At 64.4% G+C, this 25,063-nt stretch carries 22 protein-coding genes and 1 pseudogene; 8 read left to right on the top strand and 15 right to left on the bottom strand.

The window, feature by feature from the left end; translation table 11 throughout:
* Positions 1-14: 14 nt before the first annotated feature.
* From AB4Y34_RS08380 to AB4Y34_RS08395, 4 genes are all read right to left on the bottom strand, one after another.
* Positions 15-1,022: an ABC transporter permease gene (locus AB4Y34_RS08380; RefSeq protein ID WP_368715763.1), complete on the bottom strand. Its 1,008-nt coding sequence runs from the start codon at positions 1,020-1,022 to the stop codon at positions 15-17.
* Positions 1,009-2,529 (bottom strand): sugar ABC transporter ATP-binding protein, encoded by a 1,521-nt coding sequence (locus tag AB4Y34_RS08385; protein WP_368715764.1) that lies wholly within the window; start codon positions 2,527-2,529, stop codon positions 1,009-1,011. The genes AB4Y34_RS08380 and AB4Y34_RS08385 overlap by 14 nt, the downstream gene beginning before the upstream one ends.
* 62 nt (positions 2,530-2,591) lie before the next feature.
* Entirely contained in the window at positions 2,592-3,536 is a 945-nt protein-coding gene (locus tag AB4Y34_RS08390; RefSeq protein WP_368715765.1) for a substrate-binding domain-containing protein, read from the bottom strand.
* A 111-nt stretch (positions 3,537-3,647) separates the two neighbouring features.
* Positions 3,648-4,625, bottom strand: coding sequence for an AraC family transcriptional regulator (locus tag AB4Y34_RS08395; protein ID WP_176121731.1), 978 nt, complete (start codon positions 4,623-4,625; stop codon positions 3,648-3,650).
* A 442-nt stretch (positions 4,626-5,067) separates the two neighbouring features.
* Between AB4Y34_RS08395 and dalD the strand changes: the two genes are divergently transcribed.
* From dalD to AB4Y34_RS08410, 3 genes are all read left to right on the top strand, one after another.
* Positions 5,068-6,480, top strand: a complete 1,413-nt coding sequence (gene dalD, locus AB4Y34_RS08400) for a D-arabinitol 4-dehydrogenase (protein WP_368715766.1) — start codon at positions 5,068-5,070, stop codon at positions 6,478-6,480.
* Positions 6,481-6,561: 81 nt separating this feature from the next.
* Positions 6,562-8,043: a xylulokinase gene (xylB, locus tag AB4Y34_RS08405; RefSeq protein WP_176365655.1), complete on the top strand. Its 1,482-nt coding sequence runs from the start codon at positions 6,562-6,564 to the stop codon at positions 8,041-8,043.
* A gap of 77 nt (positions 8,044-8,120) precedes the next feature.
* Complete coding sequence (locus AB4Y34_RS08410) at positions 8,121-9,068, top strand: sugar-binding transcriptional regulator (RefSeq protein ID WP_176105172.1); 948 nt, start codon at positions 8,121-8,123, stop codon at positions 9,066-9,068.
* 108 nt (positions 9,069-9,176) lie between these two features.
* Here the strand turns inward: AB4Y34_RS08410 and AB4Y34_RS08415 are convergent, their stop codons facing one another.
* The 8 genes from AB4Y34_RS08415 to AB4Y34_RS08450 form a co-directional block, all read right to left on the bottom strand.
* A complete protein-coding gene (locus AB4Y34_RS08415; RefSeq protein WP_176384422.1) occupies positions 9,177-9,587 on the bottom strand; it encodes a hypothetical protein in 411 nt (136 codons plus the stop codon).
* Between the two features lie 12 nt (positions 9,588-9,599).
* Positions 9,600-10,430, bottom strand: a complete 831-nt coding sequence (locus AB4Y34_RS08420) for an RNase A-like domain-containing protein (RefSeq protein WP_368715767.1) — start codon at positions 10,428-10,430, stop codon at positions 9,600-9,602.
* A gap of 308 nt (positions 10,431-10,738) precedes the next feature.
* On the bottom strand, positions 10,739-11,848 hold the full coding sequence (locus tag AB4Y34_RS08425) for an ABC transporter ATP-binding protein (RefSeq protein ID WP_176384418.1): 1,110 nt from the start codon (positions 11,846-11,848) through the stop codon (positions 10,739-10,741).
* A gap of 87 nt (positions 11,849-11,935) precedes the next feature.
* On the bottom strand, positions 11,936-12,646 hold the full coding sequence (locus tag AB4Y34_RS08430) for an HAD family hydrolase (protein WP_368596461.1): 711 nt from the start codon (positions 12,644-12,646) through the stop codon (positions 11,936-11,938).
* Positions 12,646-13,521 (bottom strand): carbohydrate ABC transporter permease, encoded by an 876-nt coding sequence (locus AB4Y34_RS08435; RefSeq protein ID WP_013090394.1) that lies wholly within the window; start codon positions 13,519-13,521, stop codon positions 12,646-12,648. The genes AB4Y34_RS08430 and AB4Y34_RS08435 overlap by 1 nt, the downstream gene beginning before the upstream one ends.
* Entirely contained in the window at positions 13,518-14,453 is a 936-nt protein-coding gene (locus AB4Y34_RS08440) for a carbohydrate ABC transporter permease (protein WP_368715768.1), read from the bottom strand. The genes AB4Y34_RS08435 and AB4Y34_RS08440 overlap by 4 nt, the downstream gene beginning before the upstream one ends.
* Positions 14,454-14,648: 195 nt before the next feature.
* Entirely contained in the window at positions 14,649-15,971 is a 1,323-nt protein-coding gene (locus AB4Y34_RS08445; protein WP_176105165.1) for a sugar ABC transporter substrate-binding protein, read from the bottom strand.
* Positions 15,972-16,068: 97 nt separating this feature from the next.
* Complete coding sequence (locus AB4Y34_RS08450; protein WP_176105164.1) at positions 16,069-16,848, bottom strand: L-iditol 2-dehydrogenase; 780 nt, start codon at positions 16,846-16,848, stop codon at positions 16,069-16,071.
* Positions 16,849-17,101: 253 nt separating this feature from the next.
* Between AB4Y34_RS08450 and AB4Y34_RS08455 the strand changes: the two genes are divergently transcribed.
* The 4 genes from AB4Y34_RS08455 (at position 17,102) to AB4Y34_RS08470 (ending at position 20,415) form a co-directional block, all read left to right on the top strand.
* Entirely contained in the window at positions 17,102-17,593 is a 492-nt protein-coding gene (locus tag AB4Y34_RS08455; protein ID WP_176384408.1) for a Fur family transcriptional regulator, read from the top strand.
* A gap of 80 nt (positions 17,594-17,673) precedes the next feature.
* The gene (locus AB4Y34_RS08460) at positions 17,674-18,657 is read left to right on the top strand and encodes a metal ABC transporter solute-binding protein (protein WP_368715769.1); all 984 of its coding nucleotides are present in this window, start codon (positions 17,674-17,676) and stop codon (positions 18,655-18,657) included.
* Positions 18,654-19,640 carry an ABC transporter ATP-binding protein gene (locus AB4Y34_RS08465; RefSeq protein WP_368715770.1) on the top strand — a complete coding sequence of 329 codons (987 nt, stop codon included), beginning with the start codon at positions 18,654-18,656 and terminating at the stop codon, positions 19,638-19,640. The genes AB4Y34_RS08460 and AB4Y34_RS08465 overlap by 4 nt, the downstream gene beginning before the upstream one ends.
* Entirely contained in the window at positions 19,633-20,415 is a 783-nt protein-coding gene (locus tag AB4Y34_RS08470) for a metal ABC transporter permease (protein ID WP_176384402.1), read from the top strand. Before AB4Y34_RS08465 ends, AB4Y34_RS08470 begins: the two co-directional genes overlap by 8 nt.
* 86 nt (positions 20,416-20,501) lie before the next feature.
* On the opposite strand, the gene fghA is transcribed toward AB4Y34_RS08470, so the two are convergent.
* From fghA to AB4Y34_RS08485, 3 genes and pseudogenes are all read right to left on the bottom strand, one after another.
* Positions 20,502-21,356, bottom strand: a complete 855-nt coding sequence (fghA, locus tag AB4Y34_RS08475; RefSeq protein WP_368715771.1) for an S-formylglutathione hydrolase — start codon at positions 21,354-21,356, stop codon at positions 20,502-20,504.
* Positions 21,357-21,455: 99 nt separating this feature from the next.
* A pseudogene (locus tag AB4Y34_RS08480) lies at positions 21,456-21,596 on the bottom strand (S-(hydroxymethyl)glutathione dehydrogenase); the annotation flags it as partial.
* A 131-nt stretch (positions 21,597-21,727) separates the two neighbouring features.
* Positions 21,728-23,104, bottom strand: coding sequence for a xylulokinase (locus AB4Y34_RS08485; protein ID WP_368715772.1), 1,377 nt, complete (start codon positions 23,102-23,104; stop codon positions 21,728-21,730).
* Between the two features lie 468 nt (positions 23,105-23,572).
* Here AB4Y34_RS08485 and AB4Y34_RS08490 point away from each other — a divergent pair, with 468 nt between their 5' ends.
* Positions 23,573-24,982, top strand: a complete 1,410-nt coding sequence (locus tag AB4Y34_RS08490) for a nucleobase:cation symporter-2 family protein (RefSeq protein ID WP_368715773.1) — start codon at positions 23,573-23,575, stop codon at positions 24,980-24,982.
* Positions 24,983-25,063: the final 81 nt, after the last annotated feature.

A 25,063-nucleotide genomic window follows, 5' to 3' on the forward strand; every position in this document is an offset into this window, starting at 1 on the left:
GGGGGAAGTGAGCGCTACTTTCTGCGGTCCCGGCTGATATAGATCGCGAGCAGAATGATTCCGCCCTTGATCACGTTCTGCACGTATGGATTGACGCCGACCATGTTCAGGCCGTTATTCAGCACACCGAGTAACAGCGCGCCGATCAGCGTGCCGATGATCGAGCCGCGTCCACCGGAGATCGACGTGCCGCCCATCACGACGGCGGCGATTGCGTCGAGTTCGAAGCCGACGCCGGCGTTCGGCTGGCCGCTCATCAGACGCGCGGTCAGCACGATCGCGGCGAACGCGGACGTCAAGCCGGCGATCGTGTAGACGATCAGCTTCACGCGCGCGACACGCACGCCGGACAAGCGCGTCGCCTGCTCGTTGCCGCCGATCGCATACACGTAGCGGCCGAACGGCATCCGTTCGAGCAGCACCCATGCGATCACATAGATCACCGCCATGATTACGACCGGCGCCTGGATGCCGAGTATCTTGCCGCTGCCGAAGAAGCTGACCCATTCGGGCAGACCGTCGATCGGGTAGCCGCCGGTGTAGATCAGCGCGAGGCCGCGCGCGATACCCATCGTCGCGAGCGTGACGATGATCGGCGGCATGCCGGCGAACGCGACGAAAAAGCCGTTGGCCGCGCCGAAGCCGAGACCGACCGCGAGGCCGATCGCGAGCGCGGCTACCCCGTTCATGCCCGCGACCATCAGCCCGGCCGACAGCGTGCCCGCGAGCGCCATCACCGAGCCGACCGACAGATCGATGCCGCCCGTCAGGATCACGCAGGTCATGCCGACCGCGATGATCGCGTTGATCGACACCTGGCGCAGCACGTTCTCGATGTTTGCGGCCGACAGAAAGCTATCGCTCGCGAACACCATCACGATGCAGACGACCAAGAGGCCGATGAACGGATAGAACAGCGTCGAGCGTTTCAGCGCGGTCCAGGTGAAGCGCACCGGCGCGCCCGGCGTGTCGCTGCTGACGCTCGATGTTTTCGGTGAAGAGGAAGGATTAGGCATGTTCATGAGAAGCTCCAAACGAACCGGCGGTCGCATAGGTCATCACGGCGTTCGATTCGATCGCGTCGCCTTCGAGCAGCGCTTCGATGCGGCCCTGCCGGAACACGGCGACGCGGTCGCACATGCCGACGATCTCCGGCAACTCGGACGAGATCATGATGATCGAGTAGCCGCGCGCGGTCAGTTCGCGCATCAGCAGATAGATTTCGGCCTTCGCGCCGACGTCGATGCCGCGAGTCGGTTCGTCGAAGATCAGGATGTTGGTGTGGTGATTGAGCCAGCGCGCGATCACGACCTTCTGCTGATTGCCGCCCGACAGCGTCGCGACTTCGGTGTGCATCGTCGGCGCCTTCACGCCCACGCGCTTCATGATGTCGGCGGTCGCGCGCGCCTCGCTGCGCTGGTCGATGAAGAAACGCAGCGAGCGGTACTTGCCGAGGTTGTTGATCGAGATGTTCTGCTTGATCGAGAAGTCGGTAATGAGCCCTTCGGTCTTGCGGCTCTCGGGAAGAATGCCGACGCCCGCGCGCAGCGCATCGGCCGGATCGGCGAGCTTCGCGGCGGTGCCGTTCACGCGAATCTCCTTCACGTACGCGCGCTCCGCGCCGATCACCGCGAGCGCGGTCTCGGTGCGACCCGAACCGACGAGTCCCGCGAAGCCGAGAATCTCGCCTTCGCGCAGCGTGAAGCTCAACTCGGGGCTGTCTTTGAACAACTGCAAGCGCACGACCTCGAGCACGACCTTCGCATCGGCGCGCGGCGACGGCTTCGGCGGAAAGCTGCTTTCGATGCGGCGTCCCACCATCATCTGCACGAGCCGGCTCACGTCGGACTGCGCGACCTCGGTCATGCCGACGTACTGGCCGTCGCGCAGCACCGTGATGCGGTCGCACACCTCGAAGATCTCTTCGAGATGGTGCGAGATAAAGATCATCGCGACGCCCTGCTGCTTCAGTTCGCGCATGATCGTGAACAGATGCGCGGCTTCGGCCGGCGTCAGCGTCGCAGTCGGTTCGTCGAGAATCAGCACGCGCGCATCGAGCGACAACGCCTTGCCGATTTCGACGAACTGCTGCTGCGCAACGGAGAGTTCCCCGATCGGCACGGACAGATCGATCGCAACGCCGAGCCGCTGAAAAATCGCGGCCGCCGCGCGGCGCATTCTGGCGCGTTCGAGCAGGCCGAAGCGATTGCGCATTTCACGCCCGAGAAATATGTTCTCCACCGCGTTCAGATACGGAATCAGGCTGAACTCCTGAAACACGATACCGACGCCCGCGGCCACCGCGTCGTGGTAGTTCGCGAAGTGGCGTGGCTCGCCGTCGAGCGTGATCGTGCCTTCGTCCGGCTGATAGATGCCGCACAGAATTTTCATCAGCGTCGATTTGCCCGCGCCGTTCTCGCCGAGCAGCGCGTGAATCTCGCCACGCGCGATCTCCAGGTGAATGCCTTGCAGCGCCTTCACACCGGGAAAGCTCTTGCTGATGTTGTCGAGCTTCAGAAGCGTATCCATCGCGAGTTCCTTTGCTGCGCACCGCCGCGCATGATCGCCACGCGCGGCGGCCTGCGCTTGCGTTACCAGCTGAAGCCCTTCGCGTTGCTCCTGTCGATCATTTTCACGTCGACCGGAATTGCTTTCGGCACATTGGCGCCCCACTTCTTCGCGAGCGCGATGCCGAGCGCGATGCGCACCTGGTCGGCCGGGAACTGCGCCGACGTCTCGACGAATTTCGAATCCGGCTTCTGAATCGCGGCGATCGCCTCAGGCGCACCATCGACGCTCGTCAGCTTGATGTCCTTGCCCGACGATTCGATCGCCGACAGCGCACCCATCGAACCGCCGTCGTTGACGCTGAACACGCCCTTCAGATTCGGATGCGCCTGGATCATGTTCTCGGTAACGGACAGCGCGGTCGCGCGTTCCTGCTTGCCGTTCTGCGTATCGACGAGCTTCACGCCCGGCGACTTCGCGAGCGCCGCCTTGCAGCCGCGCACGCGTTCGAGAATCGGCACGACCGGAATGCCGTCGAGAATCGCCACTTCGCCGCTGCCGCCGATCGACTTCGCGAGGTAGTCGCAAGCCATCACGCCCGCGTCGTAGTTCTTCGAGCCGACGAACGAATCGACCGGGCCGTTCGCGTTCGCATCGACCGCGACCACGACGACGCCCGCCTTCTTCGCCGACGTAACCGCCGACTGGATGCCGGTCGAGTCGGTCGGATTGACGAGCAGGATGTCGATCTTCTTTTGCAGCATGTCTTCGACGTCGCTGACCTGCTTGCTGACGTCGTGATGCGCGTCGGTGACGACGACGGTCGCGCCGGTCGATGCGGCCGCGTCGTTCAGCGCTTTTTGCATCGTCACGAAGTACGGGTTGTTGAGTTCCTGAAACGTCATGCCGATTTTCAGCGGCGCGGCCTGCGCAGCCGATACGGCGACGAGCGACAAACCGAACGCGAGCGCGGAGATGCGGCGCGCGAACATCGTCGAAGAATTGAGCGAAAGAGTAGACGGCTTCATGGTTGTCTCCATTTTTTGAAGTGAGCACGCCCCCTCGCGCTGTGTGCGCACAGCGCGATCGATGCGTGTTGAAACGCGAGTTGACTAAAACAGCGGACTACCGGGCGGGCACTATGTGACCGGATATGCGACGCCGCTACGCGGCAAGCCCGGCGCGAGCACGATCGCCGGCGCGTTGTCGATGCCCCTGCCATGCGCGGCCGCTTGCTCGGAAGCGTCGCGGCTCGCATCGTTCAGTTGCTGATAACGGCGGAACGTCGATGGCGCCATGCCCTTCATGGCCAGAAACTGCCGGTTGAAATTCGACAGGTTGTTGAAGCCCGCCTTGAAGCAGATGTCGGTCACGCTCAGTTCGCCGTCGGTCAGCAACTGGCACGCGAGATTGATGCGCATGCGATTCACGTACTGCACGAAAGGCAGCCCGGTATGGCGGCGGAAATAACGCGAAAACGCGCTGACGCTCTGGCCGGCGAGTTGCGCAAGCTCCGACTCGCGCAATTCGTTCGAGAGGTTTTTGCCGATATACGCGAGCACATGGTTGATGCGGGTTGCCGCGAAACTGGTCGGATCGGCCTGGTATGCGGGACTCGCGAGCGTGTCGCGATCCGGCGCGTTCATCAGGATCTCGAGCATCGACATGAACAGCACGAGCCGGCGCAGTCCGCGCGCCCCGAGCAGTTCGAGAAAGAGCGGCTTGATTTGCGCCGAGGTCTCGTGACCGAACGACAGGCCGCGACGCGCATCGGCAAGCATCGCCTCGACCTGACGCCACTCCGGAAAACTCTCAAGACAGTTCGACACGAACTCCTGGCCGAACTGCACGACCAGATTGCGCTGCGCGACGCTCTCGCCTTCGGGCACGTCGCTGACCCAGTTGTGCGGCAGGTTCGGCCCCATCAGCACGAGATTGCCGGGCGCGAAGCTGCCGATGTGATCGCCGACGAACATCTTGCCCGTCGTCGCGACGATCAGATGAATCTCGTACTCCGGATGAAAGTGCCAGCGCACCGTGCGATACGGATAGCCATGCGACCACACTTTGAACGACTCATCGTGGCGTACGGCCACGATTTCGAGATCAGGTTGCACTGTCTGCCTCCATGGAGCGGCACGGTGAGGCGCCGCCGATCTTGATCTTGATCTTGATCTTGTAAAGCGAAAAGTAACCGCCAAACGCGTTGGCGACCACTTAAAAAGAAACCGCGGACCGATACTTTTTTGCACTGGGGTTAGTCCGGACGCGCGCGAGGTCAAATTTGATGCAATGCAATATGAGTAACGCAGCGCGGGTTCCGGCCTCGAACACTGCTCGCCGCAGCCCGCGCATCCAGCATGCCGCGCTGCGCCATCAAAACCCCGCCCCGTTGCCTTGACTTTCGTTTCGCCGGGTACGATCATTCGCTCACATACAGAGCAAATGCTCTGCACGCACAAAACGCGCGCCAAGAGCGCGGTGGACGTTTGCAACTACGTTGCATGGGACCAGAGCAAGCGCTGAAGCGCTGACTCTGGCCGACATCGGAGACACGACATGAACAGCGGGCAAGGCAGCGGCGCGGCCGCACACGTGATCCTGCACATCGGCGCGGGTTCGTTTCATCGCGCGCATCAGGCGTGGTATCTGCATCGGCTGAACGAAGCGAGCGCGGCCAGCGAGCCGCACTGGTCGCTGACCGTCGGCAATATTCGCGGCGACATGAACCCGGTGCTCGAAGCGCTCGCTGCGCAGAACGGCGTCTACACGCTCGAAACGGTCACGCCGCAAGGCCAGCGCGCCTACGAGACGATCCGCTCGATCGAGCGCGTGCTGCCGTGGAGCGAAAGCCTCGACGGGTTGATCGAAGCGGGTGCCGATCCGGCCTGCAAGATCATCGCGTTCACCGTGACCGAAGGCGGCTATTACCTCGATGAACACGACCGGCTCGACACCGCGAATCCGGATCTCGCCGCCGACCTCGCCGGCGGTCACACGACGATCTACGGCGCGCTCGCGGAGATTCTCGACGCGCGCGTGAAGCGCGGCGCGGGACCGGTCACGCTGCAGACCTGCGACAACCTGCGCAGCAACGGCGAGCGCTTTCATGCGGGCATGAGCGAGTTTCTCGAACGACGCGGCGCGAACGAACTGGCGCAATGGTTCGACGACAACACCTCGTGCCCGTGCTCGATGGTCGATCGCATCACGCCGCGTCCGACGCCCGACGTGCGCGAGCGCGTGAAGGCCGCGACCGGCGTCGACGACGCGAGCCCGGTGATGGGCGAAGCGTTCATCCAGTGGGTGATCGAAGACCGCTTCATCGCGGGACGGCCGGCCTGGGAGAAGGTCGGCGCGGAACTCGTCGATTCGGTGCTGCCGTACGAAGAAGCGAAGATCCGCATCCTCAACGCGACGCATAGCTGCATCGCGTGGGCGGGCACGCTGGTCGGCCTGAACTACATCCACGAAGGCACGCTCGACGCCGACATCCGCCAGTTCGCATACGACTACGTGACCGAGGACGTGATCCCGTGTCTGACACCGAGCCCGCTCGATCTCGAACGCTATCGCGACGTCGTGCTCGAGCGCTTCAGCAATCCGCATATTCTCGACACGAACCAGCGCGTTGCCGCCGATGGCTTCTCGAAGCTGCCCGGCTTCATCGCGCCGACACTCGCCGAATGCTTCGAGCGCGGCGTCACGCCGGCGGCGACCGCGATGCTGCCCGCGTTGTTCTTCCGCTTTCTGGAGCGCTGGCACACGGGCAAGCTGCCTTACGCGTATCAGGACGGCGTGATGGACGAGCGCGTCGCCCGCGGCTTTTTCTCGGCGCCCGATCCGCTGCGCGCATTCGCGGCCGACCGGCTGCTGTGGGGCGGCATGGCGCAGACGCCCGAGCTCGAAGCGGCGCTCGCCGGCGCGCTCGCGCGTGTCGACGCTTGGCTCGCGAAACGCGGCGCGGCTTGACGAGCCAGGCTTAATGCGCATGACAGCGCGCGCGATGTGCGGATAAAGTAGCGCATCTCCAACGACGAAGGTTTCGCTCCCATGTACCTAGGCATCGACCTCGGCACGTCCGAAGTGAAAGTTCTGCTGCTCGCCTCCGATGGCCGCGTGATCGGCACCGCAGGCTCGCCGTTCACCGTTTCGCGTCCACACCAGCGCTGGGCCGAGCAGAATCCCGAAGACTGGTGGGCGGGCACGCGCAGCGCGCTCGCCGCGTTGCGCGAGCGTCATCCCGACGAGTTCGCGCAGATTCGCGGCATCGGCCTGTCGGGGCAGATGCACGGCGCGGTGCTGCTCGATGCGGAGAATCGTGTGCTGCGGCCCGCGATCCTGTGGAACGACATGCGCAGCGACAAGGAATGCGCGGAGCTGACCGAACGCGCGCCGGATCTGCACAGCGTCGCCGGCAATCTGGCGATGCCCGGTTTCACCGCGCCGAAGCTGCTGTGGGTCGCGCGTCACGAACCGGAGATTTTCGCCAGGACTGCCTGCGTGCTGCTGCCGAAAGACTATCTGCGCCTGCAACTGACGGGCGGCAAGGTGTCCGATCCGTCGGACGCGGCCGGCACATTGTGGCTCGACGTCGCGAAACGCGATTGGTCGGATTCGCTGCTCGCTGCCTGCAACATGACGCGCGCGCAGATGCCTGCGCTTCGTGAAGGCAGCGCGCCGGCCGGCACGCTGCTGCCGGAACTCGCGCGCGAATTCGGCCTGCGCGACGACGTGATCGTCGCGGCCGGCGGCGGCGACAATGCGACCAGCGCGATCGGCATCGGCGCGACGCAACCGGGCGACGGCTTCGTGTCGCTGGGTACATCGGGCGTGCTGTGCGTGGTCGGCGACAGCTTCCGGCCGAACCCGGCCTCCGCCGTGCACGCGTTCTGTCATGCGATCCCGGACCGCTGGCATCAGATGAGCGTGGTGCTGTCGGCAGCGAGCTGTTTGCGCTGGGTCTGCAAGCTCACGTCGACCGACGAGCCGACGCTGCTCGCCGAAATCGAGGCGCTGCCCGCCGAGGCGTTGACCACCGCGCCGCTCTTCTTGCCGTATCTGTCGGGCGAGCGCACGCCGCACAACGACCCCTACGCGCAAGGCGTATTCTTCGGCATGACTCACGCTACCGACCGCGCGCTGCTCGGCTATGCGGTGCTCGAAGGCGTGACGCTCGCGCTGACCGACGGCCTCGACGCGCTGCGCGCGGCCGGCACCGAAGCGAAGGTGCTGTCGCTGCTCGGCGGCGGCGCACGCAGCGATTACTGGGCCCAGTTGCTCGCCGATGCGCTCGACACCGTCACCGTCAAGCATGGCGGCGGCGAAACCGGCGCGGCGCTCGGCGCGGCGCGTCTCGGCTGGCTCGCCGCAGGTGGCGAGCCAGCCACCGTGCTGACCAAGCCGCCCGTCGAAAAGGAGTTCACGCCGAATCCGCGCCGCCACGCGGAATTGCGCACGCGCCTCGAAGCGTATCGCGCGCTGTATCGCCACGTACGGCCGCTGTTCGATCCCGCCCGCGCCCCGCTCGCCTGAGCGTCATCCGCGGCCGGCCTGCGCGACAGACGCGCCGCCGGCCGCTATCATCGGCACACTCCAAGCGAAATCTCATCGTGCCCAGGTCCACAGAAAAACTCGATCTCGCCACGCGCGCCGCGTGGCTTTACTACGTCGCGGGCAATACCCAGAACGAAATCGCCGAGAAGCTGCAGGTGTCGCGGCCGGTCGCGCAGCGGCTCGTCGCATTCGCGGTCGAAAAGAACCTGATCCGCGTGCGGGTCGACCACAAGCTCGCCGATTGTCTGTCGCTCGCCGATCAGTTGTCGAAGCGCTACGGCCTCAGCATGTGCGAGGTCGTGCCGATCGATGGCGATACACCCGAGGAACTCGACCGCAAGCTCGCGGTGGCCGGCGCACAGGTGATGGAGCGTTATCTGACCGCGGAAAAGCCGATGGTGGTCGCGGTCAGCAGCGGGCGCACGCTGAAAGCCGCGGTCGATCAGATCGCGCAGCTGGACCGTCCGCAGCACCGGTTGGTATCGATGGTCGGGGCGATCGCGCAGGACGGCTCCTCGAACCGCTACGACGTCGCGCTGCACATTTCCGAAAAGACTGGTGGCAAGCATTTTCTGCTGCCCGCGCCGCTGCTCGCTGACAGCGAGGCCGAGCGCGCGCAGTGGTGCAATCACCGTCTTTATCGGATCGTCGAGTCGCTGTCCGCGCAGGCCGACGTCGCGTTCGTCGGCATCGGCAACATCGGCATGACCTGTCCGTTGCACGAGGACGGCTTCATCACGGAAGGCGAGGTGAAGGAGTTGATGCACAACGGCGCGGTCGCCGAAATGCTGGGCCTGCCGATCGATGCGGCCGGCGCGCACGTCGAATCGCCGACCGGCCGGCGCGTGACGAGCATCGCGCTCGACGCGCCGCCGCGCCGGCCGACCATCGGGTTTGCGGGCGGGCAGCGCAAGCGTGAGGCTTTGATCGCGGTGCTCAAGGGTGGGTGGTTGTCGGGGCTCGTTACCGATGAGTTGTGTGCGCGGGCGGCGTTGGAGGCGTGATTGTGCTGCGTTTAGGTGACGCGCATGAATGGCATGGAGAGGGGCCCGCAGACAAGGCGGGCCTTCCGTTTTTTAACCTACTGAACGATTGCTTACACACACGTCAAATCAATCTTCATCTTCAAACCAGATACAGAAATATTGACCATCTCCACCACTTATAACGACACCCGAGTCGAATGTTGATTCTGTAAAGCCGTTCCATGAATCCGATGATGGCGATTCCTTGTTTGAAAAGTATTTGCTGTCTTTTGACTCATTTTCCGCAATTATCTCTTCGGCCAGCTCTTCCGCTTTACTCCTGTCCATGCGTTCACAATCATAAGCCTGTTCTTTCCAAAGCAGGTTCGTCAGAATGGCAATTGCCCCCGCTCTATCCAGGGTCACTAGCATCGCCTCATCTTGAGTCAGGCCGAATTTGGAGAGTACCAAGGACAGGTCATTTGAATAGTCCAGAACACTGGAAACTCTAACCATCGTTGGACCTCTCGCCGCAAGAATGTCCGAAATTAAACTCATTTTTACCCCCAATTAGACATCCAGATAAGCGGTGAGAATAAAGTATGGCATTCCATTGTACGTCTTATGCCGAAGAACAACGGTGACCTTACTAGAATTTATCAATTTTCCTGATTCTTTGAACAAGGTATAGCCAACATTTTTCCCGACATCCCTTTTTAAAGCCAAATCTCTTGACGGGGAAGCAGCCCACGATCTGATCGCAATGGCGTTGGCCCGCATCGTGTCCGATATGGCCCATTCCGCCGCAGCAATATTCGTGAATGAGGAGACCCGGTCCCGCCACGGTTCCTTCAACAATCTCTCCGACAATTGTGCCTCAGTGCGTCCCACATGCTTCAGAAGCGTATGTCCGCCAAGTCCGCTGCCTGCCTTCGCTTCATGCATCTGCAGCCTGATCCGGCCCAGTGTGATCTCCGACGCTCGTACTGCCTTGATCGATCCCGCCACGCCCGCCGACACGGCGATATCGAGTGACAGCCCGATATTGTTGGCCATGTCGGGGCTGGCCTTCATTGTTTCCGCCAGCTTCGCCGTACCGCGTTGGGTGAGCGTGGCGGTATCCCGCCCGGTCCAAACCTGTCGCAGACCTGCAGCGGCGGTATCCGAGCCATGCACGCCGAACACGATGCACCCGGCCTTGCTTGCCATAGTCGGTTCGGGCAGAACGCATAAAGCGCCCGCTCCAACCATTTCCAATACCCCGCCGACAACCTGCAAACCGCCCCACAACCGGTTCGAAAGCGTCTCAGTCATACTAATCGACTGACGGGCCAGCACGGCCGCGAGCTGCGGAGCGCTCAGTACGACGCGCACGCCGTCCGATTCATTCACCTGTGACATGCAGAAGTCCTCTCCATTCCTTTCGGGATCCCAAGTTGACCGGAGGATTCACGGTCGGTCTATGGGCGATGGATGATTCGGAGAGAAAGAGAAGGCGCTGTTCGGCGGCCAATACCGGGCCGTGGCAGCTGCTATCATTGACCGATAGTCAAACTGCGCGGCGACACAACATCAAGTATTTCAACGTGACAAAACAGGAGACCGTAGTACAGCACGGAACACGGCGAGGCGCGGCTCATGGTCACAACGCACGAAAAACCTCGCCTATGCAGGAAAGCGGCGCCCACACGCCGCTTCCCGCTTCATCCTCAAGCCGCCAATACCTCAACAATCTTGCGCTGGAACGCCTTCCCGTCGCTATCGAACAGATGGCAATGCTCCGGCGTCGCGCCAAGCTTCTGCGTATTACCCTTCACATGCCTCTCGAGCGGCGGAATCCGTGCGATCAAACCGTCCGGCGCGACGCTCGACTCCGCGTACAGATACGCCGCATCCCCGAGCGATTCGACCGTCATCGTACGCGCCTCGATACCGTCCTCGGTCGTGCTGACGTGCAGGTGCTCGGGGCGGATGCCGACCGTCACCTTGTCGCCCTGCTTCGCCGCGCCGGGCTCGACCGACACGCGCTGCGTCTCGCCGCTCTCGTAACGCACCGAAACGCCGTCGCGCGACACCGACTGCACGACGCCTTCCATGAAGTTCATCTTCGGTGAACCGATGAAACCTGCGACGAAACGGTTCGCCGGCGCGTGATACAGCATCGTCGGGCTGCCGACCTGCTCCAGATTGCCCGCCGACAGCACCACGATCTTGTCGGCCAAAGTCATCGCCTCCACTTGGTCGTGCGTCACGTAGATCATCGTCGTCTTCAGCTCGTCGTGCAGGCGCGCGAACTCGAGGCGCATCTTCACGCGCAACGCGGCGTCGAGATTCGATAGCGGCTCGTCGAACAGGAACACCTTCGGCTTGCGCGTGATCGCGCGGCCGATCGCGACGCGCTGCCGCTGTCCGCCCGACAACTGCTTGGGCTTGCGATCGAGCAGATGGTCGATATGCAGAATCTTCGCCGCGTTGCGTACGGCCGCGTCGATCTCCGGCTTCTTCGCGCCGGCGAGCTTCAGGCCGAACGCCATGTTGTCGTACAGCGTCATGTGCGGATACAGCGCGTACGACTGGAACACCATCGCGATGCCGCGCTTGGCCGGCGGCACGTCGTTCATGCGCACGGCGTCGATGTTCAGATCGCCGCCCGTGATGTCCTCGAGGCCCGCGATCATCCGCATCAGGGTCGATTTGCCGCAACCGCTCGGCCCGACGAACACGACGAACTCGCCATCGGCGATGTCGAGATTGATGTCGCGCATCACTTCGTTGTCGTCGTAGGCCTTTCTGATGTTGCGCAAGGTTACGCTTGCCATGATGTGTCTCCGTGTAATGCTGTTCGATGCTGCTCGTTACTTCGTGCTGCAACCTGATGCCGTTTGGTGTCGCGTACGTTCGCGCGCTCATGGCGCCGCGGTCGTCGCGGACAGTGTCCATTGCGCGACGAGGTCGGGCAACTGCCGCATATCGTCGAACACATGACGCGCGCCCGCCGCGTGCAGACGCTCGATCTGCGCATTGCTCGCATGACCGCCGCCGATAAACCCCAGCACCGCCATGCCCGCCGTGGCCGCCGCCGTGACACCCGTCACGCTGTCCTCGACGACAAGGCACGAGGCAGGCGCGAGCCCGAAGCCTTGCGCCGCCGCCAGATACACGTCCGGCGCGGGCTTCGGATTCGGCACCGCGTCGGCGCAGAACAGCCGCTCGCCGAAGAACCGCTTCAGGCCCGTGCGCGCCAGCACCGTCTCGACGTACGGCCGGAAGCTATTGCTCGCGCAGCCCTTGACGAGCGGCACCTGGGTCAGCGCCATCTCGATGCCGTCGACCGCGGGCGCATCGATCGCCGCCGCTTCGACCGCGCGGCGGATCGCGTCGATATCGTCGGCGCCGAGCTGCTGGCCGAGCTGCGTCGCGGTGTCCTGCAGCACGCGCTCGATGCGCAGCCCGAGCAGCGGCAGCACGACCGGCTCGACGTCGACGCCGGGCCAGCGCGCCTCGAGTTCCCGCACCAGCATGCGCGCGGCCACCGCTTCGCTGTCGATCAGCACGCCGTCGCAATCGCAGATCAACGCATATCGCGCGACGCCCGGACCCGCCGTCGGGTCCGCCATCACTTGACCGCCCCGAACGTGAGGCCGCGCACCAGCTGCTTCTGCGACAGCCAGCCGACGATCAGGATCGGTGCGACCGCCAGCAACGAAGCGGCCGACAACTTCGCCCAGAACAACCCCTCAGGACTCGAATACGACGCGATGAACACGGTCAGCGGCGCGGCGTTCGAGCTCGACAGGTTGATGCTCCAGAACGCCTCGTTCCACGCGAGAATCACGAGCAGCAGCGCGGTCGACGCGAGTCCGGGCAGTGCCATCGGCATCAACAGATAGACGATCTCCTGCCATGTCGCCGCGCCGTCGATGCGCCCGGCTTCGAGAATGTCGCGCGGAATCTCGGCGAAGTACGTGAAAGCCATCCAGACCGCGATTGGCAGATTGATCAGCGTGTACACGATGATCAGACCCGACACCGTATCGAGCAGGCCGCTGTTTTTCCAGAGCAGATAGATCGGCACGAGCACGCCGACCGACGGCATCATCTTCGTCGACAGCATCCACAGCAGCACCTTCTGCGTGCGGTGCGTCGGGAAGAACGCCATCGCGTACGCGCACGGCACCGCGAGGATCAGGCACAGCAGCGTGACGCCGACCGAGATCAGCACCGAGTTCCACGCGAACGCGAAGTAGTTGCTGCGCGCGAACACTTCGCGGAAGCTGTCGAGCGTCGGCATGAAAAACAGCGACGACGCGTAGGCCTGCTGCTCGGTCTTGAACGCGGTGATCGTCATCCAGAAGATCGGGAAGAACAGCAGCAGCGCGACGAGCCACGCGATCACGCCGGGAATGCCGCGGCGAATCGTGTCGAACGGCGATTTGGTCGGCACCGCGACGGGCTGCGTCGTCGATGCCGCAGTGGAGGCAACGTGGCTCATTTTTCGTACTCCCCTTTCAGGTTCTTCGCGAGCATCCGCACGAGGAAGAACGACACGATGTTGGCCAGCACGACCGCGAGAATACCGCCCGCCGATGCGAGACCGACGTCGAACTGCTGCAGGCCGAGCGAGAAGATCAGATACGACAGCGTGGTGGTCGCGTTGCCGGGGCCGCCGCCCGTGGTCGTGTAGATCTCGGCGAAGATCGACAGCAGGAAAATCGTCTCCATCATCACGACGACCGCGATCGCGCGTCTCAGATGCGGCAGTGTGATGTAGAAGAACATCGAGAACGGACCCGCACCGTCGATCTTCGCGGCTTCCTTCTGCTCCTGGTCGAGCGACTGGATCGCCGTGAACAGGATCAGGAACGCGAACGGCAGCCACTGCCACGCGACGATCATGATCACCGCGGTCAGCGGATAGTCGGCGAACCAGTCGATCGGCTGCATGCCGAGCGCGCGCATGCCCTGCGCGACGAGACCGTACACCGGGTGCAGGATCATGTTCTTCCAGATCAGCGCGCTGACCGTAGGCATGACGAAGAACGGTCCGATCGCGAGCAGGCGCGCGATGCCCTGCCCGTAGAACTTGCGATCGAACAGGATCGCCATCAGCACCCCGCCGACCACGGTGATCACGAGCACCCACACGATCAGCTCGATCGTGTGCGCGATCGACGGGCCGAACGACGGATCGGTCGCGAGATAGCGGTAGTTGTCGAAACCGGCGAAACCGCGCAGATCGGGATTCAGCAGGTTGTAGTGCGAGAACGAGAACCAGATCGTCATCGCGAGCGGAATGACCATCCACAGCACGAGAACGCTGACCGACGGCGCCACGAGCCAGCGGGCCGAATTGGCCTTACGCTCCTCGCGTTCTTTTTCTGTCTGGCGATGGGCGTGCATCAAAGGTAGGCGCAAAGGACGCATGATGGACCACCTGTTCGGTAATGCGCGGAGCGTTCGCCCGAGCCGCGTGTGTGCGACGCGGCGTGCCGTGCCGAATGACGCACGGCACGCGCCGCATCGCTTACGGCGCAGACCAACGGCCGCCCTGCTTCATGAGCCGCATCGGTCGATGCGGCGGGCATGCCGGGTTACAGCAGCGCAGTTATTTCTGCGCAGTTACTTCTGATAACCCGCCTGCTTGACTGCGCGGTCCGCGGCCGCGTTGCCGGCCGCGAGCGCCTGGTCGACCGTCATCTGACCGGCGATCGCGCCGGAGATGCTCTGCCCGACCACCGTGCCAAACGACTGGAACTCAGGAATTCCGACGAACTGCACGCCGGTGTACGGGACCGGCTTCAAGGTCGGATGATCCGGGTCGGCGGTCTGGATCGCCTTCAGCACGAAGTCGCCGAACGGCGCGGCCTGCTTGTACTCGGGGCGCGCATAGGTGGACTGGCGCGTGCCCGGAGGCACCGAGGCCCAGCCTTCGTCCTTCGCGACCAGTTCAATGTACTCCTTCGAGGTCGCCCACTCGATGAACTTCTTCGCCGAATCGGCCTGCTTCGACGACTTCGGAATCGCCAGCGCCCACGCCCACAGCCAGTGCGAGCCCTTCGGCGTGACCGCGACCGGCGCCGCGGCGAAGCCGACCTTGTCGGCGATCTGCGACTGCTGCTTGTTGTACAGCATGCCGGCCGCGACCGTCGCGTCGATCCACATCGCGCACTTGCCGGACGACATCAGCGTCAGGTTTTCGTTGAAGCCGTTCGAGCTCGCTCCCGGAGGGCCGTCCTTCTTCAGCAGATCGACATAGAACGTCATCGCCTTCTTCCATTCCGGCGAGGTCAGCTGCGCGTTCCACTTGTCGTCGAACCAGCGGCCGCCGAACGTGTTCACGACCGTCGTGCCGTACGCCATGTTCTCGCCCCAGCCCGCCTTGCCGCGCAGGCAGATGCCGTATTGCTCCTTGGACTTGTCGGTGAGCTTGTCGGCGAATTGCGCGATCTGGTCATAGGTCGGCTGGTCGGGCATCTTCAGGCCGGCCTTGTCGAACAGATCCTTGCGGTAATAGGTCATCGAGCTTTCGACGTAGAACGGCAGCGCGTACAGCTGGCCGTTCGCGGACAGGCCGTCGCGGGCCGTCTTGACGACGTCGTTCAGGTCGTAGTTCGCGGGCAGGTTCGCGATCGGCGCGAGCCAGCCGCGCTTGCCCCATTGCGGCGTTTCGTACGCGCCGATCGTCATCACGTCGAACTGGCCGCTGCCGGTCGTGATGTCGGTCGTCGCGCGCTGACGCAGCACGTTTTCTTCGAGGATCACCCAGTTCAGCTTGATGTCCGGATTCGCTTTTTCGAACGCGGGCGACAGCTTCTTCAGCTCGATCATGTCCGGATTGTTCAGTGTCGCGATCGTCACCGTCGCCGCCGATGCGCTCAGCGCGAAGCAGGTGGCCGCGCCGGCACCGGCCGCCTTCAGCGCGAATTTGAAAGCTGGTTTCATGGTTGTCTCCTTTTTCATACGTTATGTGATGCTGCGTTCGTTTGACGGAATGACGCGCCGCTCCAAGCAGCCAACGTACCCGCTCCCTGCTCTTCGTTCAGCTCATCCAGTTGCCGCCGTCGACGTTCAGCGTCTGCGCGGTGATGTAGTCGGCATCGGCAGACGCGAGGAACAGCGCGGCGCCGGTCAGGTCGTCGGGCACGCCCATGCGGCCGAGCGGCACGGCCTCACCGACGAGGCGCTTCTTTTCGCCGAGCGGCCGGTTCTCGTAGCGTGCGAACAGCGCGTCGACCTCGTTCCACATCGGCGTGTCGACGACGCCCGGCGCGATGCCGTTTACATTGATCTTATGCGGCGCGAGCGCGAGCGCCGCGGACTGCGTATAGCTCAACACCGCCGCCTTGGTCGCGCAGTAGTGCGACACGAGCGCCTCGCCGCGCCGGCCGGCCTGCGACGACATGTTGATGATCTTGCCGCCGCGGCCCTGCTCGACCATCTGCCGCGCGACGGCTTGCATCAGGAAGAACATGCCCTTCACGTTGACCGCGAACAGGCGGTCGAACACGTCCCAGGATTCGTCGAGGAGCGGGCGCATGTCGAACAGCGCCGCGTTATTGAAAAGGATGTCGATCTGGCCGAAGCAGCCGAGCGTGCTCGTGACGATGCGCTCGATGTCCTCGCGGCGCCGGACGTCGGCACTGACGCTCAACACGCGCTCGCCGTAGGTGCCGCGCAGCGCGCCGCCGATGCTGTCGGTCGGCTTCACGTCGACCAGCACGCAGCGCGCGCCTTCGTCGAGATAGCGCAGGGCCACCGCTTCACCGATACCGCTGGCCGCGCCCGTCAGAATGGCGACCTTGTCCTGCAATCGTGCCACTGCCTGTCTCCGGTTCGTTTTTACATCTTGGCGCGTGGTGAGCGAACGCTCATCGCGCGATCAATTGCTCGGCTAGTGATCGAATGATCGGATACGGGCCGGGTCATGTCAAGGCACGCGGACGAATTTCGATGGTGCAGCGCGGCAGGCTTCCAATCCGCGAAGATTCGCGCTGCTGACAAAAAATCGCGATACGTTATATCATTTCGACCTCGTCGCCCGCCGGGGGCGTCACGCCAGGAGATTCGCGCCGATGACTACCTCGCTCGCCGAACAGCACGCCATGCGCCTCGCGCATGCGGATGCGCACGCCGCGGCGCAGGGGCTCGCGCTGACGCCGCTGCGTCGCCAGGTGTATGCGGCGATCGTCGCAAGCGAGCGGCCGGTCGGCGCGTACGAGTTGCTCGACGCGCTCGCGCCCGAGCGCGGTCGCATGCCGCCGACCACCGTCTACCGCGCGCTCGACTTCCTCGTCGCGCATGGCTTCGTGCATCGGATCGAATCGAAGAACGCGTTCGTCGCTTGCTGCGAAATCGGCGTGCCGCATCGCAGCCAGTTCCTGATGTGCGACGGCTGCGGCGCGACCGTCGAGATTCCCGGCGACGAACTCGCCGACCGCCTGTCGCACAGCGCGCCCGCGCATGGCTTCGAGGTGCATCGCCAGGTGATCGAGTTGAGCGGCCTGTGCGGGCTATGTGCGCGAGCCGCGAAGCCTGGCGGCGGCGCAGCGGGCGCTTCGTCGTAATCAGACGCGCGGCGCCGCGCTGTATTTGGCCTTGCCACCCCGAGTAACTCATTCAAACTCTCAAGCAGCAGGAAACAACGATGAAAACGATCCGCTTGATGTTGTCCCGAGCGCAGCGCGCGCTGAAGGGTTCGATGTCTGTACGCACCCATCTGCGCACGTGTCTGCTCGCGCTCGCGGCGCTCGGCTTCGGCCATGGCGCGTTCGCCGCCGACGCGAAGATTTCGGTCGTCGCCGCGGAGAATTTTTATGGCGATGTGGTGCGGCAACTCGGCGGCGATCGTGTCGACGTGACCAGCATCCTCAACAACCCGAACCAGGACCCGCATCTGTTCGAAGCGAGCCCGGCCACTGCGCGCGCGTTGCAGCACGCGAGTCTCATCGTCTACAGCGGCGCCGACTACGATCCGTGGATGGCGAAGCTGCTGGCCGCGTCGAAAGGCGCGCAGCGCACCGTGATCGTCGCGGCCGATCTGGTGGGCAAAAAAGGTGGCGACAATCCGCACCTGTGGTACGACCCGGCGACGATGCCCAAAGTCGCGCGCGCGGTCAGCGACGCGCTCAGCGCTACTGACCCGGCGCACAAGTCGGCGTACGATGCGAACCTCGCGAAGTTTCTCGATTCGCTGAAGCCGATCGACGCGAAGGTAGCCGAGCTGCATGGCCGCTATGCGGGCCTGCCGGTCACGGCGACCGAGCCGGTGTTCGGCTATATGTCGGACGCGATCGGCCTGAATATGCGCAACCAGCGCTTCCAGCTCGCCGCGATGAACGACACCGAAGCGAGCGCGGCCGATATCGCCGCGTTCGAACGCGATCTGCGCGAGCGGCGCGTGCGCGTGCTGATCTACAACAGCCAGGCCACCGAGGCGCTGACCCGACGCATGCTGAAGCTCGCGCAACAATCGAAGGTACCGACGATAAGCGTCACCGAAACCCTGCCGGCCGGCAAGACCTATCAGACGTGGATGCTGACGCAGCTCGACGCGCTGCAGGGGGCGCTCGCGGCGGGCGATACAAACGGCCCGAACGGTGCGACCAACGCAAAAGGACAGACTCCATGACTCCGACTGGCCATCGAACGCCAGCAGGTGCGCCGGCAAGCGCACCGACCGCGCGCGGCGACACGCCCGTGCTCGAACTCGACAACGTGACGCTCGATCTGGGCGGCCGCACGATCCTGCGCGAGACCAGTTTCGACGTGAACCAGGGCGAGTTCATCGGTGTGCTCGGGCCGAATGGCGCGGGCAAGACGACGCTGATGCGCGCGGTACTCGGCCTCGTGCCCGCCGCGGCCGGCGCGATTCGCCTGCTCGGGCAAACGGTCGATCGCGGCAACGCGTCGATCGGCTATATGCCGCAGACGCGCAGCGCGCTCGCCGGCCGCCGTGTGCGCGGCCGCGATTTCGTCGCGATGGCCGCCGATGGTCATCGCTGGGGCTTGCCGCATGCGGATGCGAAAACGCGCGCGGACGTCGATCGGGTGCTCGAACTCGTCGGTGGAACGAATCTCGCGAAGCGGCCGCTGTCGGAGTTGTCCGGCGGCGAACGGCAGCGGCTCCTGCTCGCGCAATGCCTGCTCGGTAATCCCAAACTGCTGCTGCTCGATGAGCCGTTGATCAGTCTCGATCCGCATCATCAGAAGAGCGTCGTCAACCTCGTGCGGCGCGTGCAGCGGGAGCTCGGCATCTCGGTGCTGTTCTCCGCGCATGAACTCAATCCGCTGCTGAACTCGATCGATCGCGTGCTGTATCTCGGCAGCGGCGTCGCGGCGCTCGGCACCGTCGACGAAGTGATCACGCGGCCGGTGTTGTCGCGTCTGTACGGTTCGCCGATCGACGTGATGCGCGTGAATGGCCGCATCTTCGTGATGTCGGGCGGCGTCGAAGTCGAGAAGCACGATCACGAGCACGAACACGACGAGGAAGGCGGACATACGCATTCGCACGGCCACCCGCATGACCACGGCCACGGTCATTCGCACGGCCACTCACACAGTCACTCGAACCCGCACGACTCACGCGACGGACACAAGCACGATGTTTGAATACGATTTCATGGTGAACGCATTCGCGGCGTCGGGGATCGTCGCGGTGCTGGCCGGCGTGGTCGGCTATTTTCTGGTGATGCGTGGACAGACCTTCGCGGGCCACGCACTGTCGCATGTCGGCTTCACCGGCGCGACCGGCGCGGTGCTGATCGGCATCTCGCCGATCTGGGGGATGATCGGCTTCACGCTCGCGGCCGGTGTCGGCATGGGCGCGCTCGGCGAACGGCTCGCTGGCCGCGACGTCGCGATCGGCGTGATCCTTTCCTTGTCGCTCGGCTTCGGGCTGCTGTTTCTGCACTTCTTCACCGCGTATGCGACACAGGTGACGGCGCTGCTGTTCGGCAACGTGCTCGGCGTCAATGCGTCGACGCTCGGGGTGCTTGCCGCGCTCGGGGTAGTGAGTCTCGTGGCGCTCGCGGCGATCATGCGGCCGCTGCTGTTCGCGTCGCTGCAGCCGGAGCTGGCCGAAGCGAAGGGCGTGTCGCTGCGCCGCGTGTCGGTGCTGTTTCTCGCGATCGCCGCGCTGGCCGTTGCCGCCTGCACGCAGATCGTCGGTGTGCTGCTCGTGTTCACGCTGATGGTAGGCCCGGCCGCCGCCGCGCAGAACCTGAGCACGCGGCTGTCCACCGGTCTCGTGCTCGCGGCCGTCTTCGCACTCGCGCAGGCGTGGCTCGGCTTGTCGCTCGCGTTCTATACCGATTGGCCGACGAGCTTCTGGATCACCGTGCTGTCGGCGGCGGTGTATGGCGGGAGTCTGCTGAAGCGGCATTGAGCGGCGCTTTCGTCGATCACATGAACGAACGGCGGCACGTGAGGTGCCGCCGTTTGTTCATTTAGCGCCGCGTTCTACGACGTCTTTCAGCCGAGCAACACCTTCGCGTGATGCGCGAGATGATCCTCGATGAACGTCGAGATGAAGTAGTAGCCGTGGTCGTAGCCTTCATGCCGGTGCAACGTCAACGGCTGCCCGGCGGCCTTGCACGCCGCTTCGAACACGTCGGGATTCAGCTGCGTGGGCAGGAACTGATCCGCGAGTCCCTGATCGACGAGAATCCCTGCCGCGAACTTGCGCGTCCCGTGCGCGACCAGCTCGCTCGCGTCGTACTGCTTCCACGCTTCACGGTTCTTGCCGAGATAGCCGCTGAACGCCTTCTCGCCCCACGGACAACGCATCGGCGCCGCGATCGGCGCGAACGCCGACACCGACCGATAAATGTCCGGATTGCGCAGCGCGAGCACCAGCGCACCGTGCCCGCCCATCGAGTGACCGAAGATGCCGAGGCGCGCGCCGTCGACCGGCAATTCGTTCACGACCGTCTCGCGCAGTTCATCCCGCACGTATGAGTACATCCGGTAGTTCCTGGACCACGGCTCCTCGGTCGCGTCCACATAAAAGCCCGCGCCGACGCCGAAGTCCCACGCATCGCTTTCGCCTGGCACGCCCGCGCCGCGCGGACTCGTGTCCGGCGCGATCAATGCGAGCCCATGCTGTGCCGCGAAGCGCTGCGCGCCGGCCTTGATCGGAAACGTTTCTTCCGTGCTGGTCAGTCCGGCCAGATAGAACAACGCCGGCACACGTCCCGCTTTCTCATGCAATGCCTGCGGCGGTAGATAGACCGAGAAGCGCATCGGCAGACCGATCGCGCGCGACTGGTGCCGGTAAAAGCGCTGCTCGCCGCCATGACAGGCGTGCGACGATAGTAGTTCCAGCATCGTGAGATTCCTCGCTTAGTAGAGCACGGCCGAGCGGATCGACTCGCCCTTCTTCATCAGATCAAAGCCCTCGTTGATACGTTCGAGCGGCAGACGGTGCGTGATGGAGTAGTCGGTGTGGCAGATGCCCGTCGCCTTCACCTCGATCAGGACTTCACCGGCGCGCGGACCCTCGAGATCGACCGCCTCGATGGTCAACGGGGCGCCGGCTTTCCATGCGATTGCTGCTTTGCTCTTCATCGTCAATGCTCCTCCCAGTCCGTGAATGCGTGAGTGCGTGAATGCGAAATGGGCATCGCGTGCCCGGCGACCACGTGGCGCACGAAAAGCGTAATGGTATTGCATAGCGCGCGAAGGCTGCGCCGCCGCTGCTACTGCGCTCCGCGCGGTGCCCCGCCACCGAACCACGGCTCGACCCGGCCGTACAGCTCGACGAAGCCCGCATACCGTTCAGCAAGGGCCGCATCACCTCGCGGACCCGCGACGCGCGTCGCGCCCGGCGCGAGCGCGGCGAGATCGCGCGTTAGCCAGTGGCCGCACGCGAGGCCGCCAAGGATCGCCGCGCCGCGCGGCGCCGCGTTCGGGCAATCGACCGGCGCGCCGCTCCCGCGAATCGCGTCGAGCCCCGCGCGCAACGAGAACGCCACGCCCTCGAACGCGGCGCGCATCATCGCCCCGCGCGTATGCTCGAGCGATAAACCGAGCCAGCCGCCGCGCGCCTGCGGGTTCAGCCACGGCGTGCGCTCGCCGGTCAGGTACGGCAGGAAAGTCAGCGTCGACGCGGCGTGATCCGTCGCATCGGCGGCTGCGTCAGCGGCATCGCCGAATGCGTCGCGGTAAGCCTGCGCCCACTCATACGACAGCCACCCGCGCACCCGCTCCAACGCGATGCCGACGTTCTGCATCGCCGCCATCCGATACCAGTGATCGCTCGCCGCCCGATAGCGATGCAAACCCTTCAGCGGCGCCGGCTCGTCGTTCGCGAGCACGACGATCTGTCCGCCGCTGCCGGTCGTCAGCAGCGCGTCGCCGTCCTGCGCGAGTCCGCTGCCGAGCGCCGCGCACGGTGTGTCCGCGGCGCCGGTCGCGAGCACGATACCGGCCCGCAAACCGAGTGCCTGCGCGGCCTGCGGCGACAGCGCGCCTGACGCCGCATACGACGACGCCAGCGGCGCGAACCACTCGCGCGGACTCTCGAGCCGCTCCAGCAGCGCCGTGTCCCACGCGCCGTCGGGATCGGCGAGCGCGGTCGCGCACGCGTCGGACGCATCGGTTACGCACGCGCCGCCGAGCGCGACGCGCAGCCAGTCCTTCGGCTGCAACGCCCAGCGCGTGCGGCGCGCGGCCTCCGGTTCATGCAGCACGAGCCAGCGCAGCAGCGGACCGGCCATGCCGGGCGCGACCGGATTCGGTTGCGGCTCCGGCCACGCGTCGAGCACGGCGAGCGCGCGCGAGTCGGGCCACAGCATCGCGCGCCGCACCGCCGCGCCGCTTGCCTCGAGCAGCACGACGCCGTGCATTTGACCGGAGAAGCCGATCGCGCGCACGCCATCACGCAGCTCGCGCGGCAGGCCCGCCATCGCATCGACGAGCGCGTTCCACCACGTCTGGACGTCGATTTCGGCCCAACCCGCGTGCGGCGTAACCAGCGCATACGCGACGCTCGATACCGCCTGCTCGCGTCCATGTTCGTCGACGATTGCCGCTTTCAGGGAGCCGGTGCCGAGGTCGATGCCGAGAAAACTCATGAGCGCAGGGACGTTGGAATGACGACGAGGAAGGAGCCAGCGAGGCTGGCGACGAGACATGCAAGCGAAGCAAATAAACCAGGCCGCCGCGACACCGCGAACGTTCGGCGAACGGGTCGAAAAACTCGCGGAAAAAAGCCCATTCGCGAGTTAACCCCCTCGTGCGGCGAGCGTCGTCAAAACAGGACTATGCGTGAAGCGTGATACACGCCATTGATTCTCACACATATCCCCGCCAGCGACGAAGCGGCGCCGCGCACGCGACGCACCGCCGGCAATCGCCGCCGCATAGGGCTTGCCGCCGCTGCGCTACCGATCCGTCCCACGCGCGGCTTTGATTTGCCTTTCAATATAGGCCTGTGCATATCATCGCCGGGAATGCCGGAATAGCCACGTATGGTCTTGTTGCGACTTTTCGTCCCCGATACCTTGGAGTCATCCCAAAACGAGATGGTGGAGACAGACGATATGCAAGCGAACACGGTTCACCCGTGCGACGAGCGCCTACCGGCCGGCCAGTTGCTTACTCTCGGCATCCAGCACGTGCTGGTCATGTACGCTGGCGCGGTCGCGGTGCCGCTCATCATCGGCGCCGCGCTGAAGCTGCCGAAAGACCAGGTCGCCTTTCTGATCAGCGCCGATCTGTTTTCCTGCGGCATCGCCACGCTGATCCAGACGCTCGGACTGTGGATCTTCGGCATCCGCTTGCCGGTCATCATGGGCTGCACGTTCGCGGCCGTCGGCCCGATGGTCGCAATCGGCACCAATCCTTCGCTCGGCCTGCTCGACATCTTCGGCTCGACGATCGCGGCCGGCGTGATCGGTATCCTGCTCGCGCCCGCGGTCGGCAAGCTATTGCGCTTTTTCCCGCCGGTCGTGATCGGCGTCGTGATTTCGGTGATCGGTTTGTCGCTGATGGAAGTCGGGATCAACTGGGCGGCCGGCGGTGTCGGCAATCCCGAATACGGCAATCCGGTCTACCTCGGCCTGTCGTTGCTCGTGCTGACGCTGATCCTGCTGATCAACAAGTTTGCCAGGGGGTTCGTCGCCAATATCTCGGTGCTGCTCGGTATCGTCGCGGGCTTCGCTATCGCGCTGATGCTCGGCCGCGTCAACCTGGACGGCGTCATGCACGCGCCGTGGGTCGGCTTCGTGATGCCGTTCCACTTCGGTCTGCCGCGCTTCGATCCGCTATCGATCGCGACGATGGTCACCGTGATGTTCGTCACATTCATCGAATCGACCGGCATGTTCCTCGCGGTCGGCGACATGGTCGATCGTCCGGTCGATCAGAAAACGCTGGTGCGCGGCTTGCGCGTCGATGGTCTCGGCACGCTGATCGGCGGCATCTTCAACTCGTTCCCGCATACTTCGTTCTCGCAGAACGTCGGGCTGATCGGCGTGACCGGCGTGAAGAGCCGCTTCGTCTGCGCGATGGGCGGCGTGATCCTCGTGCTGCTCGGACTGTTTCCGAAGATGGCGCAGGTGGTCGCGTCGGTGCCGGCGTTCGTGCTCGGCGGCGCGGGCATCGTGATGTTCGGCATGGTCGCGGCGAACGGCATCAAGGTGCTGTCGCGAGTCGACTTCGTCAGGAATCAGCACAATCTGTTCATCGTCGCGGTCAGCATCGGGCTCGGCCTCGTGCCGGTGGTGTCGCCGCACTTCTTCTCGCAACTGCCGCCGGCGTTGTCGCCGCTGCTGCACAGCGGGATTCTGCTTGCGTCGGTGTCGGCGGTCGTGCTGAATCTGATCTTCAACGGCGTGAAGAGCGAGAAGAAGGCGAAGAGCGAGCTTCGCCGCGCCAGGCACGATCTCGACAATAGCGCGGGCAGCGGGCCGCAGGGCAACGAGATGCTGCGGGCGGCGGATCTGCATTGAGCCCGTTGATGCATCGCTGATGCTTCACGCGGCACCGAGCGCCGCGCATAAACAGAAACGCCACGGCATGCCGTGGCGTTT

This window comes from Paraburkholderia sp. BR10954, from assembly GCF_040965775.1.
GTDB lineage: Bacteria > Pseudomonadota > Gammaproteobacteria > Burkholderiales > Burkholderiaceae > Paraburkholderia > Paraburkholderia youngii.

What these genes read in the sequence shown, in the direction of transcription:
- AB4Y34_RS08380 (WP_368715763.1), bottom strand. Translation starts at nt 1,022, where the DNA reads ATGAACATGCCTAATCCTTCCTCTTCACCGAAAACATCGAGCGTCAGC.
- AB4Y34_RS08385 (WP_368715764.1), bottom strand. Translation starts at nt 2,529, where the DNA reads ATGGATACGCTTCTGAAGCTCGACAACATCAGCAAGAGCTTTCCCGGT.
- AB4Y34_RS08390 (WP_368715765.1), bottom strand. Translation starts at nt 3,536, where the DNA reads ATGAAGCCGTCTACTCTTTCGCTCAATTCTTCGACGATGTTCGCGCGC.
- dalD (WP_368715766.1), top strand. Translation starts at nt 5,068, where the DNA reads ATGAACAGCGGGCAAGGCAGCGGCGCGGCCGCACACGTGATCCTGCAC.
- xylB (WP_176365655.1), top strand. Translation starts at nt 6,562, where the DNA reads ATGTACCTAGGCATCGACCTCGGCACGTCCGAAGTGAAAGTTCTGCTG.
- AB4Y34_RS08415 (WP_176384422.1), bottom strand. Translation starts at nt 9,587, where the DNA reads ATGAGTTTAATTTCGGACATTCTTGCGGCGAGAGGTCCAACGATGGTT.
- AB4Y34_RS08420 (WP_368715767.1), bottom strand. Translation starts at nt 10,430, where the DNA reads ATGTCACAGGTGAATGAATCGGACGGCGTGCGCGTCGTACTGAGCGCT.
- AB4Y34_RS08425 (WP_176384418.1), bottom strand. Translation starts at nt 11,848, where the DNA reads ATGGCAAGCGTAACCTTGCGCAACATCAGAAAGGCCTACGACGACAAC.
- AB4Y34_RS08430 (WP_368596461.1), bottom strand. Translation starts at nt 12,646, where the DNA reads ATGGCGGACCCGACGGCGGGTCCGGGCGTCGCGCGATATGCGTTGATC.
- AB4Y34_RS08435 (WP_013090394.1), bottom strand. Translation starts at nt 13,521, where the DNA reads ATGAGCCACGTTGCCTCCACTGCGGCATCGACGACGCAGCCCGTCGCG.
- AB4Y34_RS08440 (WP_368715768.1), bottom strand. Translation starts at nt 14,453, where the DNA reads ATGCGTCCTTTGCGCCTACCTTTGATGCACGCCCATCGCCAGACAGAA.
- AB4Y34_RS08445 (WP_176105165.1), bottom strand. Translation starts at nt 15,971, where the DNA reads ATGAAACCAGCTTTCAAATTCGCGCTGAAGGCGGCCGGTGCCGGCGCG.
- AB4Y34_RS08455 (WP_176384408.1), top strand. Translation starts at nt 17,102, where the DNA reads ATGACTACCTCGCTCGCCGAACAGCACGCCATGCGCCTCGCGCATGCG.
- AB4Y34_RS08460 (WP_368715769.1), top strand. Translation starts at nt 17,674, where the DNA reads ATGAAAACGATCCGCTTGATGTTGTCCCGAGCGCAGCGCGCGCTGAAG.
- AB4Y34_RS08465 (WP_368715770.1), top strand. Translation starts at nt 18,654, where the DNA reads ATGACTCCGACTGGCCATCGAACGCCAGCAGGTGCGCCGGCAAGCGCA.
- AB4Y34_RS08470 (WP_176384402.1), top strand. Translation starts at nt 19,633, where the DNA reads ATGTTTGAATACGATTTCATGGTGAACGCATTCGCGGCGTCGGGGATC.
- fghA (WP_368715771.1), bottom strand. Translation starts at nt 21,356, where the DNA reads ATGCTGGAACTACTATCGTCGCACGCCTGTCATGGCGGCGAGCAGCGC.
- AB4Y34_RS08485 (WP_368715772.1), bottom strand. Translation starts at nt 23,104, where the DNA reads ATGAGTTTTCTCGGCATCGACCTCGGCACCGGCTCCCTGAAAGCGGCA.
- AB4Y34_RS08490 (WP_368715773.1), top strand. Translation starts at nt 23,573, where the DNA reads ATGCAAGCGAACACGGTTCACCCGTGCGACGAGCGCCTACCGGCCGGC.